This window comes from Chryseobacterium carnipullorum, from assembly GCF_003815695.1.
Classification (GTDB): domain Bacteria; phylum Bacteroidota; class Bacteroidia; order Flavobacteriales; family Weeksellaceae; genus Chryseobacterium; species Chryseobacterium carnipullorum.
In genome coordinates this window covers 5,030,283-5,048,598 of the sequence record NZ_CP033920.1, presented here as the reverse complement: position 1 = coordinate 5,048,598, position 18,316 = coordinate 5,030,283, and the positions used below count along the sequence as shown (strand labels likewise).

General features: G+C 37.9%; 19 protein-coding genes and 1 pseudogene. 7 read left to right on the top strand and 13 right to left on the bottom strand.

Annotation, left to right across the window (positions count from 1 at the left end; genetic code table 11):
* Nucleotides 1–10: 10 nt before the first annotated feature.
* Nucleotides 11–1,933: a M1 family metallopeptidase gene (locus EG346_RS22930; RefSeq protein WP_123882047.1), complete on the top strand. Its 1,923-nt coding sequence runs from the start codon at nt 11–13 to the stop codon at nt 1,931–1,933.
* A 252-nt stretch (nt 1,934–2,185) separates the two neighbouring features.
* Entirely contained in the window at nt 2,186–4,117 is a 1,932-nt protein-coding gene (locus tag EG346_RS22925) for a M1 family metallopeptidase (protein WP_123882044.1), read from the top strand.
* 235 nt (nt 4,118–4,352) lie between these two features.
* Here the strand turns inward: EG346_RS22925 and EG346_RS22920 are convergent, their stop codons facing one another.
* Complete coding sequence (locus tag EG346_RS22920; RefSeq protein WP_123882041.1) at nt 4,353–5,231, bottom strand: cupin-like domain-containing protein; 879 nt, start codon at nt 5,229–5,231, stop codon at nt 4,353–4,355.
* Between the two features lie 161 nt (nt 5,232–5,392).
* On the opposite strand from EG346_RS22920, the gene kbl reads away from it, so the two are divergent.
* From kbl to gldG, 5 genes are read left to right on the top strand one after another with little or no spacing between them, the layout of a single operon-like run.
* On the top strand, nt 5,393–6,589 hold the full coding sequence (gene kbl / locus EG346_RS22915) for a glycine C-acetyltransferase (RefSeq protein WP_123882037.1): 1,197 nt from the start codon (nt 5,393–5,395) through the stop codon (nt 6,587–6,589).
* Nucleotides 6,590–6,619: 30 nt separating this feature from the next.
* Nucleotides 6,620–7,141: a hypothetical protein gene (locus EG346_RS22910; protein WP_123882034.1), complete on the top strand. Its 522-nt coding sequence runs from the start codon at nt 6,620–6,622 to the stop codon at nt 7,139–7,141.
* Nucleotides 7,142–7,156: 15 nt separating this feature from the next.
* Nucleotides 7,157–7,708, top strand: a complete 552-nt coding sequence (locus EG346_RS22905) for a CopD family protein (RefSeq protein ID WP_123882031.1) — start codon at nt 7,157–7,159, stop codon at nt 7,706–7,708.
* 60 nt (nt 7,709–7,768) lie between these two features.
* The gene (locus EG346_RS22900) at nt 7,769–8,497 is read left to right on the top strand and encodes an ABC transporter permease (RefSeq protein WP_123882026.1); all 729 of its coding nucleotides are present in this window, start codon (nt 7,769–7,771) and stop codon (nt 8,495–8,497) included.
* Nucleotides 8,498–8,501: 4 nt separating this feature from the next.
* Nucleotides 8,502–10,172 carry a gliding motility-associated ABC transporter substrate-binding protein GldG gene (gene gldG, locus EG346_RS22895; protein ID WP_123882023.1) on the top strand — a complete coding sequence of 557 codons (1,671 nt, stop codon included), beginning with the start codon at nt 8,502–8,504 and terminating at the stop codon, nt 10,170–10,172.
* An 83-nt stretch (nt 10,173–10,255) separates the two neighbouring features.
* On the opposite strand, the gene EG346_RS22890 is transcribed toward gldG, so the two are convergent.
* The 12 genes and pseudogenes from EG346_RS22890 to EG346_RS22840 form a co-directional block, all read right to left on the bottom strand.
* Nucleotides 10,256–10,699, bottom strand: coding sequence for a hypothetical protein (locus EG346_RS22890; RefSeq protein WP_123882020.1), 444 nt, complete (start codon nt 10,697–10,699; stop codon nt 10,256–10,258).
* A gap of 102 nt (nt 10,700–10,801) precedes the next feature.
* Nucleotides 10,802–11,002, bottom strand: coding sequence for a bacteriocin-like protein (locus EG346_RS22885; protein WP_073335020.1), 201 nt, complete (start codon nt 11,000–11,002; stop codon nt 10,802–10,804).
* Nucleotides 11,003–11,361: 359 nt separating this feature from the next.
* Entirely contained in the window at nt 11,362–11,724 is a 363-nt protein-coding gene (locus EG346_RS22880) for a helix-turn-helix domain-containing protein (RefSeq protein ID WP_073335019.1), read from the bottom strand.
* A gap of 98 nt (nt 11,725–11,822) precedes the next feature.
* Nucleotides 11,823–12,737, bottom strand: a complete 915-nt coding sequence (locus EG346_RS22875) for a helix-turn-helix domain-containing protein (RefSeq protein ID WP_123882017.1) — start codon at nt 12,735–12,737, stop codon at nt 11,823–11,825.
* 196 nt (nt 12,738–12,933) lie between these two features.
* The gene (locus tag EG346_RS22870) at nt 12,934–13,773 is read right to left on the bottom strand and encodes an SDR family NAD(P)-dependent oxidoreductase (RefSeq protein WP_123882014.1); all 840 of its coding nucleotides are present in this window, start codon (nt 13,771–13,773) and stop codon (nt 12,934–12,936) included.
* Between the two features lie 241 nt (nt 13,774–14,014).
* Nucleotides 14,015–14,476: a Cdi1I family immunity protein gene (locus EG346_RS22865; RefSeq protein ID WP_123882011.1), complete on the bottom strand. Its 462-nt coding sequence runs from the start codon at nt 14,474–14,476 to the stop codon at nt 14,015–14,017.
* A gap of 89 nt (nt 14,477–14,565) precedes the next feature.
* Nucleotides 14,566–14,679 (bottom strand): transposase, encoded by a 114-nt coding sequence (locus tag EG346_RS25505; RefSeq protein WP_123882008.1) that lies wholly within the window; start codon nt 14,677–14,679, stop codon nt 14,566–14,568.
* A 334-nt stretch (nt 14,680–15,013) separates the two neighbouring features.
* Entirely contained in the window at nt 15,014–15,745 is a 732-nt protein-coding gene (locus tag EG346_RS22855; RefSeq protein WP_262511601.1) for an integrase core domain-containing protein, read from the bottom strand.
* 83 nt (nt 15,746–15,828) lie between these two features.
* Complete coding sequence (locus EG346_RS25230; RefSeq protein WP_073337027.1) at nt 15,829–16,095, bottom strand: transposase; 267 nt, start codon at nt 16,093–16,095, stop codon at nt 15,829–15,831.
* A 54-nt stretch (nt 16,096–16,149) separates the two neighbouring features.
* A complete protein-coding gene (locus tag EG346_RS22850) occupies nt 16,150–16,533 on the bottom strand; it encodes an RHS repeat-associated core domain-containing protein (RefSeq protein WP_317048637.1) in 384 nt (127 codons plus the stop codon).
* Nucleotides 16,534–16,678: 145 nt separating this feature from the next.
* On the bottom strand, nt 16,679–17,206 hold the full coding sequence (locus tag EG346_RS22845; RefSeq protein ID WP_123881999.1) for a hypothetical protein: 528 nt from the start codon (nt 17,204–17,206) through the stop codon (nt 16,679–16,681).
* Nucleotides 17,207–17,209: 3 nt separating this feature from the next.
* Nucleotides 17,210–18,301 (bottom strand): annotated as a pseudogene (locus tag EG346_RS22840) (RHS repeat domain-containing protein); the annotation flags it as partial.
* Nucleotides 18,302–18,316: the final 15 nt, after the last annotated feature.

Sequence of the window (18,316 nt, the reverse complement as noted above, 5' to 3'; positions counted from 1 at the left end):
TATCCTGAATATGAGAAAATTTTATCTTTTAATTCTGGGGCTTTTCCTTTCCCAGCAGTTCTCCGGCCAGATACAGGAAAATATTGAAATGAAAGGACTCATTGCGAAAGAAATGAATACTTTTTCGAAGAAAATGATTGCCTACAACATCAATCCCAACACCTTAAACTATGATCTTCAGTATCAGAGAATGAATCTGAATCTTGATCCTGCAGTATATTATGTTTCAGGTTCAGTGACTTCTCATTTTAAGCCCAATCAGAATATGAGCAGCATTTACTTTGATCTGTCCAATGTTCTGGTAGTTTCACAGGTGCAGTATCATGGAGTTGATCTTACATTCCAACAGCTGGCGACCAAAGAAATCAAAATAGATTTTCCGGCCTCGATTCCTGCCAATACACTGGATTCATTAACGATCCATTACTCAGGAGCTCCTGTAACGGGAAATGGTTTCAATACGACCACCCAAAGCGGAATTCCTATCCTCTGTACTTTGAATGAGCCTTACTGGGCACAGGACTGGTTTCCCACCAAACAGAGTATGAATGACAAAATTGAAAGATTTGATTTCAAGATCACCACTCCTTCACAATATAATGTGGCAGCCAACGGAAAGCTGATGTCTGAAACTGCTCTTCCCGGCAGTCAGAAACTTACGTTCTGGAGAACAGCGTATCCTACCGCAGCCTATCTGATCGCACTCTCCATTACCAACTTTGTTAAGCTAAATGATACCATAGGCAATCCGCCATTTCCCTTTGTCAATTATGTATATCCCTCCACCAATGCCAATGCAACAAGCATGGCGAATATAGAATGGACCAAACAGGTCATGAATACTTTCGAGACCTATTTTGGTCCGTATCCTTTCCGTAATGAAAAATACGGGCATATGGAATTCAAATTCGGAGGTGGTATGGAGCATCAGACCATGTCGTCCATGGGAAGCTGGAGCAAAGGTCTTATTGCTCATGAGCTGGCCCATCAGTGGTTCGGCGATAAAGTGACATGCGGGGCATGGAATGATATCTGGCTGAATGAGGGGTTTGCCACGTTCGGAGCTACCCTCGCAAATGAAAAATTACTCATGACCAGTGCTGAATTTAAGAATTTTCTGCTGGGAGAGATCAATAATATCACTTCTGCTCCGGATGGACCTACCTACGTTCCGGATGCTGAACTTTCCAATGTAAGCAGGATATTCAACAACAGACTGACGTATGCAAAAGGGGCTTATATTTTAAGGATGATCAAGTGGATTCTTGGTGATACCGCTTTCTACCAGGCTTTAAAAGACTATCATGGCAGACCCGCTTTAGCCTATAACTATGTAAGAACGGTAGATTTCAATGCGTCACTGCTGCAGTCTACAGGAAAAGATTTTACAGGATTTTTTAATGATTGGCTGTATGGAGAAGGTTATCCGACTTATGCGACAAGATGGAGACAGACAGGAAATCAGATCCTTTTTAAGGTTTCACAGACGCAGAGCAGTCCTTCCGTAAGCTTTTTTGAAATGCCATTACCGATCAAGGTGAACGGAACGGGAGGACAGACTGCCCGTTTTGTGTTGAATCATACCGCTAATAATCAGAGTTTCGTGGAAACGGTTTCTTTCCCGGTCGCCAGTGTTGAATTCAATGATGAATACCAGATCCTGGAGAAAAACTCTACGGTTGTTCAGGATAATACATTAAGTGTGTCCTCTGTGGAAAAAGAAGGCTTTACGTTGTATCCGAATCCTGCAAAAAATGAATTATATCTGAAGGGAGTTTTGAAATCTGCCGGGTATTCAATTCATGCTCTGGACGGCCAATTAGTAATGAAAAATAAGTACCAGCCCGGGAAAGCCATAAGCATTTCAGAACTTGTTCCGGGAACTTATATTTTGAGTATTCAAGGTCAGCAGATCAAATTTATAAAATATTAAAAAATTACAATAATATAGGAATTATGTTTAATAATATCTAACTTACTGTTGCTATTTGTTAATTTAAATGTAGAGTTTCTGTAATTTTTGATTTAAAAAATTATGTATTATTGATAATATGATGAAATAAATATTATTATCATTATAAACTTTCATTGTTTTTTATATAAATATCTATATTTGCGAAAAATTAACCTTTTAATCATTGATTGAAAGGTTTTTATCTATATTTAGCGCATAATTTTATCGGATATGAAAACACTTTATCTTTTGATTCTGAGCCTCTTGCTTCCGCAGGTATTCTACAGCCAGAATAAACATGATCACAATATTGAAAAAAAAGGATTGGTTGCCAGGGAAATGAAATCCTTTTCTCAAAAAATGACGACCTATAATATAAGCCCCAATACTTTAAATTATGATCTTCAGTATCAGAGAATGGATATTGCGTTGGATCCTGCAGTGTATAATATTTCAGGTTCCGTAACCTCTCACTTTAAGCCCAATCAGAATATGAGCAGCATCTATTTTGATCTTACGGATGCTCTTACGGTTTCTCAGGTGAAATACCACGGCGCTAATTTAACGTTTCAGCAGCTTCCAACAGATGAAGTGAAAATAGATTTTCCTGCTTCTATTCCTGCCAATACACTTGATTCTCTGACGATTACTTATGCAGGAGCTCCTCCTACCGGGTACAATGCTTTTTTTAATGGCACTCAGGGCGGAGCGGCTGTTCTTTCTACGTTAAGTGAACCTTATGGCGCACAGGACTGGTTTCCTACCAAGCAGAGTCTTAATGATAAAATTGAAAGATTCGATTTTAAAATCACAACACCTTCACAATATAACGTTGCAGCGAATGGTAAGCTGATGTCTGAAACGATACTTCCCGGTTCCAAGAAACTTACTTTCTGGAGAACGGCTTATCCTACAGCAGCTTATCTGATTACCCTTTCCGTTACCAATTATACAAAAATCACCAGCACCATCGGAAATCCTCCTTTTCCGTTTGTGAATTATGTATTCCCGTCCACCAATTCCAATACAACAAGAATGGCTAATATTGAATGGACTAAACAAATCATGAATACGTTTGAAACCTATTTTGGACCCTACCCATTCCGTAATGAAAAATACGGACATCTGGAATTTCAGTGGGGTGGTGGCATGGAACACCAGACGATGTCTTCTATGGGGAGCTGGAGTAAGGATATTATTGCTCATGAGCTTGCTCATCAGTGGTTTGGCGACAAAGTTACCTGTGCCACGTGGAATGACATCTGGCTGAATGAAGGTTTTGCGACTTTCGGGGAACATGTAGCCAACGAAAAACTTCTGATGACGAATGCTGACTTTATGAATTATCTTGTGGGTCAGAAAAACTTAATTACAAGCAGTACAGGTGGTAGTACCTATGTTTCAGATGGAGAACTTTCCAATTCCAACCGTATCTTCAGCAGCAGGCTTTCCTATGCGAAAGGTGGATATATCGTAAGAATGATCAAATGGATATTGGGAGACGACGCTTTCTACCAGGCAGTGAAAGACTATCACGCAAGACCGAATTTAGCGTACGGCTATGCCAGTACTGCGGATTTTAAAGCTTCATTTCTTCAGTCGACCGGAAAAGATTTTACAGAGTTTTTTAATGACTGGTTATATGGACAAGGGTATCCTACGTATTCCATTAAATGGAGACAGACCGGAAATCAGATTTTGTTCAAAGCAGGACAGACTCAGAGCAATGCTTCTGTAAGCTTTTTTGAAATGCCGCTTCCGATCAAAGTAAACGGAACAGGAGGACAAACCGCTTATTTTGTTTTAAATCATACTTCTAATAATCAGGGATTCCTGGAAACAGTACCTTTTACGGTTGCCAGCGTTCAGTTTAATTATGAAAATCAGATTCTGGATAAAAACTCTACCGTGGTTCAGGATAATACATTGAGTGTCTCTTCTGTAGAGAAGGAAGACTTTGCCCTCTATCCAAACCCTGCAAAGAATGAAATGTACCTGAAAGGACTTGACAAGCCGGCTGATTATTCCATTCACTCTATCGATGGAAGACTGATCAGAAAAGAGGCATATCAACCTGGAAAAGCAATTGGAATTGCAGAGCTTGTTCCGGGAACTTACATCTTTACCGTTCAGGAGAAAAATATAAAGTTTATCAAACATTAAAAATACTTCCACTTAAACAGCAAAAACGGACCTAAGGACCGTTTTTGCTGTTTTCGGGCAAGAGCCGGATAAAAATTTGATTGGTAAAAACCAAATTGGATGAAGATGCTCACAAGCCAGAACAAGGCAAAAAAATTGGATAACAGAAATAGTGAGAACGTTCAGAGCATGTTATGGCATACAATAATTCCATCGTTAAAATAATTTATTGATTAAACATCTATTGAGGACGCTTTCAGATGATAAAGCTTTTTTGTTTTCTGGTAGCCCGTACAGCTCTTTTTCTGGCGGTTTTTACTTTGTACCTGAACCATTTTTCCTTAAAGATTTTGCGCATGATGTTGTCAAAATTCCTTGTCACCACCATGTTTTTGAAACCACGCCACTTCTCCAGAAGACTGGAAGGAAGAGCTCTTACAGAAACTGAATAGCCTTCGGTTTCGTATTGAATGTAATGCCACCATCCGGAAGGAATATAAAGAGTTTCGCCCGGATTAAGGACTGTTTCATAGCCGTCTAAATAAAGCAGTGCGGGAAATTCTCTGTAATCGGGATCTTTGATATTAGGCAAACTGTGGAAATTATAGGGAAGTTTGTACATCAGATCCGACTGCTCCCATGGGAAAAGCCAGATTCTTTTAATACCGTGAAACTGGGTAATAAACACATGGGACATATCGATATCAATATGATTTCTGGTGATCGAACCTTCACCACCAAAGAACATAAAAGGCAACCATTTGATGAGTTTGCCGTTGGTGACATCGTTATAGTGAAGATCATCTTTAAGCTCGGTTCTGATATTGAGGAGATTAAATAAAAAAAGCCTGTGTTCTGTAGGGGTCGTACTGATCAGATCAAGATATTTTGAAAATGTCGTCTGTCCGATAGGGCTGCTGGCCACTCTGTCCAGAGATTCCAGTTCACTTCCATAGATATTAACCTTGTGATCACCAGCTATTTCTTTGAAATATTCATAACTCCACTTTTTAAAAGCAGGACTTTCCGGATCGATAAAATCTTCCATGACTACAGGTAAGCGCGGCTTCATGTAATGGGTGTTGAAGTTTCTCGTACTTATTTTGCTTAGTTTTTCTATCGGAGTCAGTCTCATATTCCTGAAATTTAAAGGACAAATATAAATATTATCCTACTAAATTAGTGGACTAATAGTGTTAAAACTGAATTTGAATTCTATTTTTAGAATAAAACTCATAAAAGCTGATATTTTACCGCCTTTTTATTAAATTAGCGCATCTAAAAATTTACTAAAAAATGATCTCTGAAAAATATCTTCAACATTTACAGAACGAACTGCAAAACATTGAAAATGACGGTCTTTATAAAAGAGAAAGAATCATCACTTCCCAGCAGAGTGCGGAAATAGAAGCTAACGGAAAAAAGCTTTTGAACTTTTGTGCCAATAATTATCTGGGGTTGTCCAACAATCCGGAGGTGATGAAGGCCTCTCGGGACATGATAGAATCTCATGGTTACGGAATGTCATCTGTACGTTTCATCTGCGGAACCCAGGATATTCACAAACAACTGGAGAAAAAGATTGCTGATTTCTTAGGTCTTGAAGACACCATTTTATATGCTGCATGTTTTGATGCGAACGGAGGGGTTTTTGAACCTTTGTTTACTGAAGAAGATGCGATTATTTCAGATGAGCTGAATCACGCTTCAATCATTGACGGAGTACGTCTTTGTAAGTCAGCGAGATACCGATATAAAAACAATAATATGGCTGATCTGGAAGCACAGTTGATCGCTGCTTCTGAAAAAGATCACCGTTTCAAAATCATCGTTACAGACGGCGTTTTCTCTATGGATGGGATTGTAGCTGACCTGAAAGGTGTATGTGACCTTGCGGATAAATACAATGCTTTGGTGATGGTAGATGATTCTCACGCGACAGGTTTTATCGGAAAAACAGGCCGTGGAACCCATGAAGCCAATGAAGTAATGGGCAGAGTAGATATCATCACTTCAACTTTAGGAAAAGCTTTAGGAGGTGCTCTGGGAGGATTTACTTCCGGTAAAAAAGAGATCATCGATATGCTGAGACAGCGTTCACGTCCGTATTTATTCTCCAATTCACTGGCGCCGGGTATCGTAGGAGCTGCCCTTAAAGTTTTGGATATGATCTCCGATGATACTTCACTTCGTGACCAGGTTATGGAAAATGCGGAATATTTCAGAACAGAAATGATGGCAAAAGGATTTGATATTCCTGAAGGCGATGCCGCAATCGTTCCCGTGATGTTATATGACGCTCCTCTTGCTCAGAAAATGGCTGAAAAGCTTATGGATGAAGGGATTTATGTCATCGGATTCTTTTATCCTGTCGTACCTAAAGGAAAAGCGAGAATCAGAGTACAGCTTTCTGCAGCGCACACAAGAGCACACCTTGACAAAGCGATTGCTGCTTTTGAAAAAGTAGGAAAAGAACTTGGTGTTATTTCTTAATTCAACACCTAATCATTTAAAACAGGTTTTATGAAAAAATTACTCTTGATCATCGGTTTTGTATGTTTTCAGAGTTTCTCTGCACAGAGCATTATGGATTTCGATCTTAAAAATGTAGAACTGCAGGGGATGAAACCTGCGACAATAGATAAAGAAATGAAAGATATCGGGATTACAAAGATTCCTTTTGTGACGAGTGATCCCGATATTATTTCAAAAATAGAAGGCCCTGAAACGGCAGCGACCATCAAAAATTTCTACACTTTCACCTATAATAACCCAAAAGGAGATGACGGTGGCGTGATGGTGTATGAGTTTAAAACAAAACCCGATCTGGAGGTCTTTCTTGCGAAAAATTTTGAACAGTCCAACGCCCGGATTTTAGTGAAAGGATTGTTTTGCATTAACATCTGGAGCGACTACAGCCTGTATGTAAAAGGAAAAGAGAGCAGCGAAGATCATCTGAATAAACTGGAGAAATACTACGTCAATCTGGGCGCGAAAAGAGTAAAACTACAGGAAATGCAGCCCATCGACGCTACAGATCAATAATTTTTATATTCACTCATGCTTTATACCATAATCAAAGCACTGCATATCATCTTCATGGTAAGCTATTTTGCGGGAATTTTTTATCTCGTAAGAATTTTCGTTTACTATAAAGATACGGACGAGTTTGCAGAAGAAAAAAAGAAAATCCTCAGAGAGCAGTATACTTTCATGGCCAGAAGGCTGTGGAATATCATTACAGTTCCTGCTGGGATCATTATGGCAGTCTGCGGAATTGTCATGATTTTTCTGAATACAGGGTTGATGAAAATGCCGTGGTTTCATTTGAAGCTGACTTTCCTGATTGGTCTGGCTGCCTATCACTACTGGTGCTGGAAAAAAGTGCTTCAACTGAAGGAGCTGAACGGAGCAACAATCGAAACACCCAACATCAAACTTAGGCAGGCGAACGAAATCGCTACTTTCATTCTGTTTCTGGTGGTTTTCACAGTGATCCTGAAATCTTCCGTGATTGAATACTGGTGGCAATTAATTACCGGATTTTTCGTTCTTGTATTTCTGATCATGATGACAGTAAAACTCGTTAATAAAAATAAAAAAAACAAATAACTGTTGAAAGTAGAATGGGTACATGAATGCATTTTACTTTTTACATTGTACAGAAAAACTATGATTGCAATTTTAAAAAAGGAACTCTGGAGTTACTTTGGCAACTGGAGCGCGTGGGTCATTATCGGCGCATTCAGTTTGATAACGGCTCTTTTCCTGTTTTTTTTCGAGAATGATTCTAATATTTTCGATATAGGAATGGCTTCTCTGCAAAGCTATTTCGTACTGGTTCCATGGCTGCTGATGTTTATTATCCCAGCACTATCTATGAAAACTTTTGCGGAAGAGCAGCAGACGGGAACGCTGAACTGGCTTTTTTCACAGCCTTTAAAGGTTTCAGATCTGGTAGCAGGAAAATTTCTTTCGGTGTGGATCGTTGGGGTTTTATGTCTTATTCCCTCACTCATTTATCTTTATACCGTCTATGTTTTAGGGGTTCCGGCCGGAAATATTGACCTTGGAATGACCTTCGGAAGCTATATTGGTCTGATTGTTTTAATTGCTGCTTTTTCAGGAGTCGGGATTTTAGCTTCTTCAATTTCGCAGAACCAGATCATGGCTTACCTTTTAGGCGTTTTCATGTGTTTTATCATGTACTTCGGAATAGAGCAGCTGGCGAGCTATAAATTGTTGGGAGGGGCAGATTTTATTCTTCAGAATGTAGGATTTTATCAGCATTTTCTGGGCTTTACCAGAGGGCTTATCGATCTTACGGATGTGGCTTATTTTATTCTGATCATCGGTGCTACACTCTTATTGTCCAACCATTTTATCACTAAAAAGAAGTAGCATTATGAAGAAGTTCAATATCAAATCTCCATTAGGAATTTTCCTTATTGCAGTGGTTCCTTTGGTTATTCTGCTTGCCTATTCGGGAATCAGATTAGACTTAACAAAAGAAAAAAGATACACGCTTTCGGACAGTACGGTAAAAGTACTGGAGTCGATGAAAAAGCCGCTTACCGTAGATGTTTATCTTGAAGGTGACTTCCCGGCAAGCTTCAAGCAGCTTCAGAGCGAAACCAGATTTATGCTGGAAGAGTTCAGGAAGATCAATCCGAAGATCGATTTCAAATTCATCGATCCTATAAAAACAAAAATGTCTCAGGATACCCTGATGGCGATGGGGATGCAGCCTTCTGTTCTTCCGGATATCAAAGACGGGAAGATTTCACAGATCACGCTTTTCCCTTATGCCGTTATAAAATATGACAAAAGAGGCGTTTCTATTCCGTTGGTGGTACAGCAGGCAGGAATAGATGCAGATCAGCAGCTGACGAGATCTATAGAAGGTCTGGAGTACAGTCTGGTTTCCAATATCAAAAATATCGCAGCAGATAAAAGAAAGAAAGTAGGAATCCTGGTGAATCAGGATGAGCTTGGTCCTGAAGAGTTCCATGGTTTTATGCAATTGGCAATGGAAAATTATGATGCAGGTCCCGTGGTCCCAAAAAATCAGACAGAACTTACACTGGAGGATCTTCCTTTGCTAAAACAGATGAGCGCTCTGGTGATTGCAAAACCCAGAAAAGCATTTACAGATAATGAAAAGGTTATTCTTGACCAGTTTATTATGAATGGCGGGAAAACGCTTTGGATGATTGATGCAGTGAATGCTGAAATGGATACGCTGACAAGATCTCAGAAGGTAATGCCTTTCCCGGTAGATATCAATATGACGGATTTCTTTTTCAATTACGGAATCAGGATCAATCCGGCTTTGGTGAAAGATGTAAAGAAATTTGCACTATTGAAACTGGTTACCGGTGAAGTAGGAGGGAACCCTCAGTATACCAGCCTTCCGTGGCCGTATTTCCCACTGGGAATTTCGGAGAATGATAATCCGATCACGAAAAACATCAATCCTGTAAAATTTGAATTCCCGACTTCTATTGATACTTTGGGAGGAAGAAAAAATATTAAAACAAAGGTTCTTTTTGAATCCAGTGAACGAACGCTTCTTAAGCAGGTTCCCAATTATGTGGATCTTAAAGAAATTGCAAGCGTAGACAGCCTTGGCCAGATGGAAAAACCAAGTACGCCTAAAATTTTCGCTGTTGCGCTGGAAGGAAAATTTACTTCCGCCTATGCATCAAGAATTGAAAGAAAAGGATATCCGGGCTTCAAAAGCCAGAGTCCTGAAAATAAAATGATCGTGATTGCTGACGGAGATGTCGGAAGAAATAAAATGCATAAAGGTGAGCCGCTTCCGATGGGAATTGACCGTCTTACGAATCAGGAGTTCGGAAACGAGCAGTTCCTGAGAAATGCTTTAGATTATCTTCTGGACGACAGTAATCTGATGGCGCTCCGAAACAGAAATATTGAAGAAAGGCTTCTGGACAGAAACCGTATCACGGAAGAAAAAGCAAACTGGCAATGGCTGAATTTACTGCTGCCTTTAGTAGTGATTGGCCTGCTGGGAGGCCTGTTCTTCTGGATGAGGAAAAGAAAGTTTGGATAAAAATAAAAAAAGAGAAGCCGTAAGGTTTCTCTTTTTTGTTTATCGGGGAATATCAAATAAGGGTTGAATTTGATACTGATTTTTTACGTATTTGGATATTTAAACGGAAGATGGACGATGTCAATTACTTTTTCGCCACGGTTATTTTTCCCGGCTTCCCATTTAATATTGTACGTGGCTTTTTCAGCTGCTTTTTTTACTTCTGTATTGAATGCTTCATTCCCTCCGTAGGTGGAAACATTCACTACATTGCCTTCTGAATTCACCTTCAGGATGATTTTTGTTTTTAAATCCTTACCAAGATTTTTTAGAGCGCTGGCATCTAAATTCTTTTTGACATTGTCAATAAATGCCTTATTACCTTTAGGATACTGAGCGGGAAAAGCGACCATTGGAGGCGGAGGAACAGACAGGTCCTGAGGCTGCCGCGATTCAAATTTATCTTTTACCTTTTCTTCTTTTTTTACTTTTTGCGCATACCCAATTCCGAAGATCAGCATCAGGATGAGTAAGATAATTTTTTTCATAATAATTGTGATTGTTGTGGAAATGACAGAACTCAATAGGGAATTAAAAATAAGAGAAGAATGAATAGCCTTCTGAAAAACTATTCATTCTCATGCTTTTAATTAGCACCAAAATCCACCTCCGCAGGCGTAATTATGGCAGCTTGTTCCTCCTGTTGACGCAGGACACATTCCCCAGCCATAACTGCCGTCATCGTTGGCATGGCATAATTTCCATCCGTCACAAGGTGCTTCGATTGCTGCTGCTACTGCCCCGGATAATGATCTCATTTGGTCTCTTGAAAGTTTTTTTAAGTTTTTCATGGTATTTAGTTTTTTGGTTTTCCTACTCTTTTAAAGCTTTTCGGATTCCGCTTATCTAAATCCTAAGGTAGTGAATTTATGATTCCGTTTTTACTTTTTTTACAAAATTCATTAAATAAATTCTTATGTAAGGTGTTGTAGTGTAGTGTTTTATCGTGTTGATGGTGTTTTAGGTAGGTAATGATTAATTTGAAAAAAATAAATGAGGCAGCGGAATTTGCTGCTCGTTTTTGTAATGATTTTTTGGCAGGAAAAGGTGCAGTTTTTATTGAGGAACAGGAGTTTTGTATAGCCTGTAAAAAGAAAAACTACTGCTTTTTTGCAGTGGTTTATTATATATTCTGGTCAAGAGAATTATTTTACCTTTTAGACTTTAATTTCTTATTTTCTTCCTTTAAAGCTTCTATCTGCGCTTTTAAGACCTTGATATAATCCTGAAGATTTTCTACAATATCACCTGGAATATTATTATAGTGATTAAAGTTTCCGGAGTTATCATTATAAATTGGATTTTCATTATTTACAATGCCGGATTTTCTTTCTTCTTTGATCTCCTGTACCGGAACATCAAGTGCTTTGGCCAGCTTTTCCCATTCGTCATCATATATTCTGACATCACCGCTTTCCTTTCTGCAGTAGTTGGAAACATCGGTTGAGATGATTTTAGACATATAATCCTGAGTATATCCTCTTTGTTTTCTTAGATTTCGTAGCTTTTCCATAATGATATTTTATCTGTGTTTTGTACAAATATAAATAAAATGAGTCGAAATTTTTAAGGTTAGGAAATAATAAATTTAGCTTAGCTGAAATGGTTTTCTCAATTAAATAGCTTCCTGAATTCCACGGGCGACTGATTGATCTTTTGCTTAAATAACTTACTGAAGGATTGCGGATGCTCAAAACCCAGTTCATAAGCAATTTCACTTACCGAGAGGTGAGTGGTGCTGAGGTGTTCTTTGGCTTTTTCTATGAGTTTATTCTGGATGTGCTGCTGGGTGTTTTGCTGCGTATGAATGCGCAATAAAGATCCAAGATAGTTGGGCGAAATATTCATCTCTCCGGCAATGGCTTTTACCGAAGGAATTCCGCTTTCGATCAGGGTTCCACTGTCAAAATAACGCGAAAGGACCTCATCAAATCTTTCCAGAAGTTCGTGGCTGGATTTTTTTCTGGTGAAAAACTGGCGTTCATAAAATCGTTCAGAATAGATCAAAAGGAGCTCAAGCTGGGCGGCAATAAGTTCCTGCGAGAATTTATCGATGTTCGACTGGTATTCCCGTTCGATATTTTTCAGAATATCCACGACAATTTTTTCTTCTTTATCCGAAAGGAAAAGCGCTTCATTGATGTCATATTTGAAAAAGTCATAAGATTTTATCTTTTTCGCAAGTGCAGTATTCCACAGAAAATCGGGATGAATGACCAGCAGCCAGCCTGTGGGTTCCACTACCACTTCCGGTTTTATTTCCAGTTTCAGAAACTGTAGCGGGGAAACAAAGCACAAAACTCCGGAATCAAAATCATACTCCTGCTGGCCATAGTTGAATTTTGCATTCACGTTACGCTTCAGTCCGATGGAATAAAAATTCTGGATCCATTTCAGTTCAGTGTCATCCGTGGGGTAGTTCACCTTGCTGTAATCTATGAGGCTGATCAGCGGGTGATCAGGATTCGGAAGATTGCAGAAGGCGTGAAACTCAGAAATTGAATTAAAGCGGAATGGAGGTTTCATTATGCTAATTTAATTTTTTTTGTACAATACACTATGTTTGATGTGAAAAGTAGATCTGTTGTTGATTGAAGCAGTTAATAAAGGCTTCGACTCCACTCAGCCTGATACGCAAACTAGACATTGCTATGAGTAATAAAGCCGTGTAGAGCAGCATTGTCATCCTGATTGAAGTCGAAGGATTTTGGATTTAAAAAAACTATATCACCGTAGACATGGTCAGTGTTTCCCATTGTTTTGCATCAGCGGTAATGGTTTTCATTTTATGATCCAGAAATTCAGCAGTGCCGCTTCCCAATAAAAAGTGAACCGGTGGATTCTGTTCTTCACTGAGTGCGATCATTGCTGCGGCTCCTTTTTCCGGATCATTGGGCTGATTGCCGTTAATTTCATTCAGATGGGCATGCTCGGAACTTCTGGCTGTTTCATAAACCTGAATCGGATTGGCCGGTGTTTTTACGGAATCTTTACTTAAAAAATCTGTGCGGAAGTATCCCGGATACACTACCGTGGCATGAACTCCGAATTCTTTGATTTCTTCGGCTAAAGCTTCAGTAAGTCCGGCTACTGCAAATTTGGTTGCACAGTAAATTCCCCAGCCCGGAAAATTCCCGGCATAACCTCCGATAGACGAGATATTGAAGATGTGTCCGGATTTTTGCTCACGAAGATAGGGAACAGCATTTCTGATCACATTCAGGGTGCCGAATACATTGACATCGAAGTTGGCTCTGGCTTCCTGATCTGTAAGTTCTTCCAACGTACCAATCTGCCCATATCCTGCATTGTTGACCACCACATCAAGCTGACCAAAATGATCTATAGTTTTTGAAATCGCTGACTGCACCTCTTCGTTATTGGTTAAATTGAGTTCAATCGGTAAAAATACTTCAGATCTCTTTCCGATTTCTGCTATTAAGGATTGTACATTTCTGGAAGCTGCGGCTACCCGGTAGTTTTTTTCTAATAATTTTTTCACTAAGGCCTGTCCCAGGCCTTTTGAGGCTCCTGTTACGAACCATACTTTCTTTGTTTGCATTGCGTTGGTTTTTAATAATGATACAAAGATCGTGGGATTGGTAAGAGTGTACGTAGCCCAATCCATGAATGATGTAACCAGATCGTGGATTGGGATGATAAAGGAGAATTTTACCAAAAGGGAAAATCTTCATAAAGGCCTGTCCTTTTTTTTAAATTGAATAGGAATTGAAGTGGACAGTGATATTAGTATTTTTCAGGGTTTAACCGGATTTCTACTTAAAGGTCTTTGCTTTTTTTAATTAAATGTTATTGTATAATTTTCCTTGCCCATTAATATCAAAATAATATTCATCATGGTCGGCATTATCAATCTGACAAATAAAATAGTTAAAATTATATTTTATTTGAAATTCTTCTATCCAGTCTTTTAAATAGTCAAGGCTCATTTTAAAGTTAGATTCCTTCAAATCCTTTAAATCAAAGAAAAATAAGATTTCAATTTCGTCATTATTTCGTCCTAAATTAATAAATACCCTAGGAATAATTTTCCCCCTTATATCTAAAAAATCTGTACTCATCACCAAATCACAATAAGAATTTGAATTGATTACATTCATTATTTCATCGAAATCTTTGATTGAATTAATTTCAGAATCATTAAAACGAGCTTCTTTTGCAGTTAACAATAATTTTTTTAAAAAATTAAAATTCAAAGTAGGGTACAATCCTTTACATATTATTTCTATTAACCTATTTTTCATTTTATCGTGAAGGTTGTTCTGTTTTTAAGAAAATATTTCTGATTAATTGTACTATACTGGAAATGATCATCAGTTATTTTTATGCGTCTTCATTTTGGAGAGTTGCTGCCATCCAAACCGCGATATTTACTCTTCCAGTTGTAAAATGTTGGCTGGCTGATGCCGTTTTCTCGACAGATCTTTTGTCGCTTTCCCAGATTCATATTCTTTCAGAATATTGATAATCTGATATTCTGAAAATTTGCTCTTTTTCATAGTCTTCCAAATTTAAAAACTATATTTTTAAATGTTCCGGTTTTTGGGGAAGATTACACCCCTAAAAATGTAACATCTTAGAGGCATTATATTTTAAAATACTTTATTTATTAGTATTGTAACTTTTAAAAAATGTATAACTACCATTCTTCACCCTAAATATGTCAAAGCTTTTTGTGTTATATTCTTTGGAAATGGAATCACCAACTTTTAACGTATTGAAGCCTTTCCCTTTTTGAAGACTTTCCCTTTTTCAAACAGTTAATAAATATAAAATACACTCTAATACACTAAAACTTCTTTAGCATACAGCCAAGGACTAAGTCCATTTAACGATTTATGCGGATGATTACTGTTGTAATCGATCTGCCACTCATAAGCAATTGCATTTACTTCTATTAAAGATCCGAACAGATATGCATCTAAAACATCTTCTCTGAATGTGCGGTTTAAGCGTTCAATATATGCATTTTGTGCGGGCTTCCCCGGTTGTATATATTGCAATTCAATGTCATTATCTTTACAGAAGTCCACAAAAACCTTGGATAAAAACTCAGGACCGTTGTCGGATCTTATGCGCTTGGGCTTAGTTCTGTATGTGATTAATTCTTTTAATCTTTGTACCAATCTGACACCTGGAATTGAATAAAATGCTTCATTAACCAATGACTCCCTATTATAATCATCAATGACATTCAGAACCCTAAACCTTCGTCCATTAGACAAAGCATCGCTCATGAAGTCAATTGACCAGGTCTCATTGACTGCACCTGGGACAATCTTCTCTTTAATCCGACACGGAATACGACGTTTGCGCTTAACTCTTAGTTTTAAATTAATATTTCGATAAACACGGAGGACTCTTTTTCTGTTCCAAAGCAGACCTTCCAAACGTATCTTACCATAATAGGTTTCAAATCCCCTTGTAGGATACCTCGCTGCCAAATCCAGTAATTTTGAGATAACGGGTTGGTCGTCTTTTTTATGCCCATAATAATACATACTGCGGCTCATGCAGACGATCTTGCAAGCCCTATGAACACTGATTCCTGTTTCGCTAATAACCCCCTCTGCCAGTTCTTTTCGTTCACAGAGCTTTAAAGCTTTTTTTCAATGATATCCTTTAAGATACGATGATCCAGGCTCAGATCTGCAAACATGCGTTTAAGACGTACGTTTTCCTCCTGTAGAGCTTTAAGCTCCTTAAGATGCTGCGCATCCATTCCTCCATACTTTTGCTTCCATTGATAGAAAGTAGGTGCAGAAATCCCATGTTCTCGACAGATGTCTTTTGTCGCTTTCCCAGATTCATATTCTTTCAGAATATTGATAATCTGATGTTCTGAAAATTTGCTCTTTTTCATAATGTTTAACAAACTAAATTTAATAATTTTAATTGGTCTGAAAAACAGGGAAGTTTACCCATAGGCCATTAGCGCTCTCATATTTTTAGAACCGCTACCTGCATAAAACCACCATAAAGATGCCTGTGGCGCATTATATTCTTCTTCCTGTCCTGGAGCCTCTGCCTTTCTACCATCCGGATCAATAAACATGACAGGATTATTTAAAGCATAGTTATAGGGAGAGTACCTTCTCATTTGCTCTGCCAAAGGATCTATGACGCCCCATCTTCCCAGATCAGACATATAGAACCTGGCTCCATAATCATACATTCCTGTCTCTTGGAGTTCCTTTCCATTGTATTTATAGCTTTGCCAGCTTCCAAAACCTGAACTGTTGATTCCGTTTCCTCCGGTATGATTTAAACCAAAAGGGTAGTAGTTGTTGGTATCTAAAATTTCAGGAGCGCCTGCGCTGTTTCTGGCGAAACTTATTTAATTTAGATTAGGGTATTGATTTCAATACCCTAATTATTTATAATGCCTCCAAATTTAGAAAATAAAAAAAAATGTATAACTTGCTGTTATACAAAATATAACATTTTTATTTTTTATTATCTTCACCGTATATCTTTTTTAAATTTTCAATTTGCTTAGCTTTCTGTAGAGAATCTTCTCTTCTTTCTCTTGCTACAATCTCTGGAGTATAAGGACCAGTTTGATCTTTTCTAGCTTGTTGGTCCAAACAGTAGAATGAAAAAATAAAATTCGCAATTATTAAAAAAGTTACTCCAAAAACTACCCAACTTCCAATCATATTTTTCTTTTTGGATAATTTATCAAATTCCTGATTATATCTTTTCCATGTATCTAAGTAATCTAAGGAATAATAATTAAAACTGAGAATAATAATTAAAGGTATATATATAATTGGCATAAAGATCGATAGTTCTATTTTCGTTTTAGTTATAATAGAATAATAAATTCCTATTGATGAGACAAGCCAAATTTCTAAGGCTATCATTACTAATCCTGCTTTGAAATTGATTAGATGGTCTCCAAAAGGAGCAGATGCATATTGAATTGCTTTGTATATTTTATAGAAAAAATAATAATAAATTTTATTGAACATGATTTAAAATTTTTGTGAACCATATGGAGCTGTTATAAATCCAGGAATGATTGCTGCATTTTGAGATTGAATACTTTGGTAATCATTACCGTAACCTTCCCATCCTCCAGGATAAAAAGCATCTACCCCAAAATACAATAGTGCAGGTATAGTACCAGCTCCAGTTAAGCCATAAGCTCCAATTGTTGTATTTAATCCAGCCTTTGCAGGGTGTACTTTATTTTCAGAATCTGGATTGTAATAATAATTATAAACACCTATGCCATCCATAACAACACCAATACCAAAACTTGCTTTTCCTGCAAGGCTTCCAAATTTAGTAAATTTAGAAATAGGCAGAGATGCTTTTGTTGGCGGCATTTTTCCAAATAGACTAAGATTTCTTCCAGTTAAAGCATAATTTTCAGATAAACCTCTTCGGAGACCTTCTCCATACATTCGTTCTGAATTTAAACCTCCTTTTATACCAGCTAAAGCGGCTCCAGCACCAAAAAACCAGTTTCCTTTTCCTCCAGAGCCATACCAGTCACTATTTTCTATTAGTGAAATTTGCTTTTCAACGTTTTTCATAACTCTTTCAAACGCTATCAACATAGCATTCATAACAGCTTCAGAATTAAAGGTTCCTTTCTTGCCTGTTATAACAACTGGATCAAGATTAACATTCACACTACCATCATCATTAGAACTTGTTGTGGCAGATCCTGTATCACCACCTCCTGAAGAGTTTGAAGATGAAGATGAATTTGAAACTCCTCCTGAGCTTTCCATAATCTTCATTATGTTTTGAAATGATCCGACTCCATTATTCTGTGCAATAAAATCTATAAGAGCTGTAGTGTCTTTCTGTCCTCCTTGCATAAAGAAGCCCCAAAGTGATTTTGGATACATAACCGATGCTTCTTCAGCATCATGTGTCCGTGGCTTTCTACCATCCGGATCTATAAAACTTACCGGGTTGTTGAAGGCATAGTTATAGGGAGAGTACCTTCTCATTTGCTCTGCCAATGGATCTATTACACCCCATCTTCCTATATCACCCATGTACATCCTTGCTCCAAAATCACTCCAGCAAGTTTCTTTTTGGATTTCTTTTCCACCGAACTGTTA

Excerpts from the sequence above, each read along its gene's own strand:
- EG346_RS22930 (WP_123882047.1), top strand. The coding sequence starts at position 11 with ATGAGAAAATTTTATCTTTTAATTCTGGGGCTTTTCCTTTCCCAGCAG.
- EG346_RS22925 (WP_123882044.1), top strand. The coding sequence starts at position 2,186 with ATGAAAACACTTTATCTTTTGATTCTGAGCCTCTTGCTTCCGCAGGTA.
- EG346_RS22920 (WP_123882041.1), bottom strand. The coding sequence starts at position 5,231 with ATGAGACTGACTCCGATAGAAAAACTAAGCAAAATAAGTACGAGAAAC.
- kbl (WP_123882037.1), top strand. The coding sequence starts at position 5,393 with ATGATCTCTGAAAAATATCTTCAACATTTACAGAACGAACTGCAAAAC.
- EG346_RS22910 (WP_123882034.1), top strand. The coding sequence starts at position 6,620 with ATGAAAAAATTACTCTTGATCATCGGTTTTGTATGTTTTCAGAGTTTC.
- EG346_RS22905 (WP_123882031.1), top strand. The coding sequence starts at position 7,157 with ATGCTTTATACCATAATCAAAGCACTGCATATCATCTTCATGGTAAGC.
- EG346_RS22900 (WP_123882026.1), top strand. The coding sequence starts at position 7,769 with ATGATTGCAATTTTAAAAAAGGAACTCTGGAGTTACTTTGGCAACTGG.
- gldG (WP_123882023.1), top strand. The coding sequence starts at position 8,502 with ATGAAGAAGTTCAATATCAAATCTCCATTAGGAATTTTCCTTATTGCA.
- EG346_RS22890 (WP_123882020.1), bottom strand. The coding sequence starts at position 10,699 with ATGAAAAAAATTATCTTACTCATCCTGATGCTGATCTTCGGAATTGGG.
- EG346_RS22885 (WP_073335020.1), bottom strand. The coding sequence starts at position 11,002 with ATGAAAAACTTAAAAAAACTTTCAAGAGACCAAATGAGATCATTATCC.
- EG346_RS22880 (WP_073335019.1), bottom strand. The coding sequence starts at position 11,724 with ATGGAAAAGCTACGAAATCTAAGAAAACAAAGAGGATATACTCAGGAT.
- EG346_RS22875 (WP_123882017.1), bottom strand. The coding sequence starts at position 12,737 with ATGAAACCTCCATTCCGCTTTAATTCAATTTCTGAGTTTCACGCCTTC.
- EG346_RS22870 (WP_123882014.1), bottom strand. The coding sequence starts at position 13,773 with ATGCAAACAAAGAAAGTATGGTTCGTAACAGGAGCCTCAAAAGGCCTG.
- EG346_RS22865 (WP_123882011.1), bottom strand. The coding sequence starts at position 14,476 with ATGAAAAATAGGTTAATAGAAATAATATGTAAAGGATTGTACCCTACT.
- EG346_RS25505 (WP_123882008.1), bottom strand. The coding sequence starts at position 14,679 with ATGAATCTGGGAAAGCGACAAAAGATCTGTCGAGAAAACGGCATCAGC.
- EG346_RS22855 (WP_262511601.1), bottom strand. The coding sequence starts at position 15,745 with ATGAGCCGCAGTATGTATTATTATGGGCATAAAAAAGACGACCAACCC.
- EG346_RS25230 (WP_073337027.1), bottom strand. The coding sequence starts at position 16,095 with ATGAAAAAGAGCAAATTTTCAGAACATCAGATTATCAATATTCTGAAA.
- EG346_RS22845 (WP_123881999.1), bottom strand. The coding sequence starts at position 17,206 with ATGTTCAATAAAATTTATTATTATTTTTTCTATAAAATATACAAAGCA.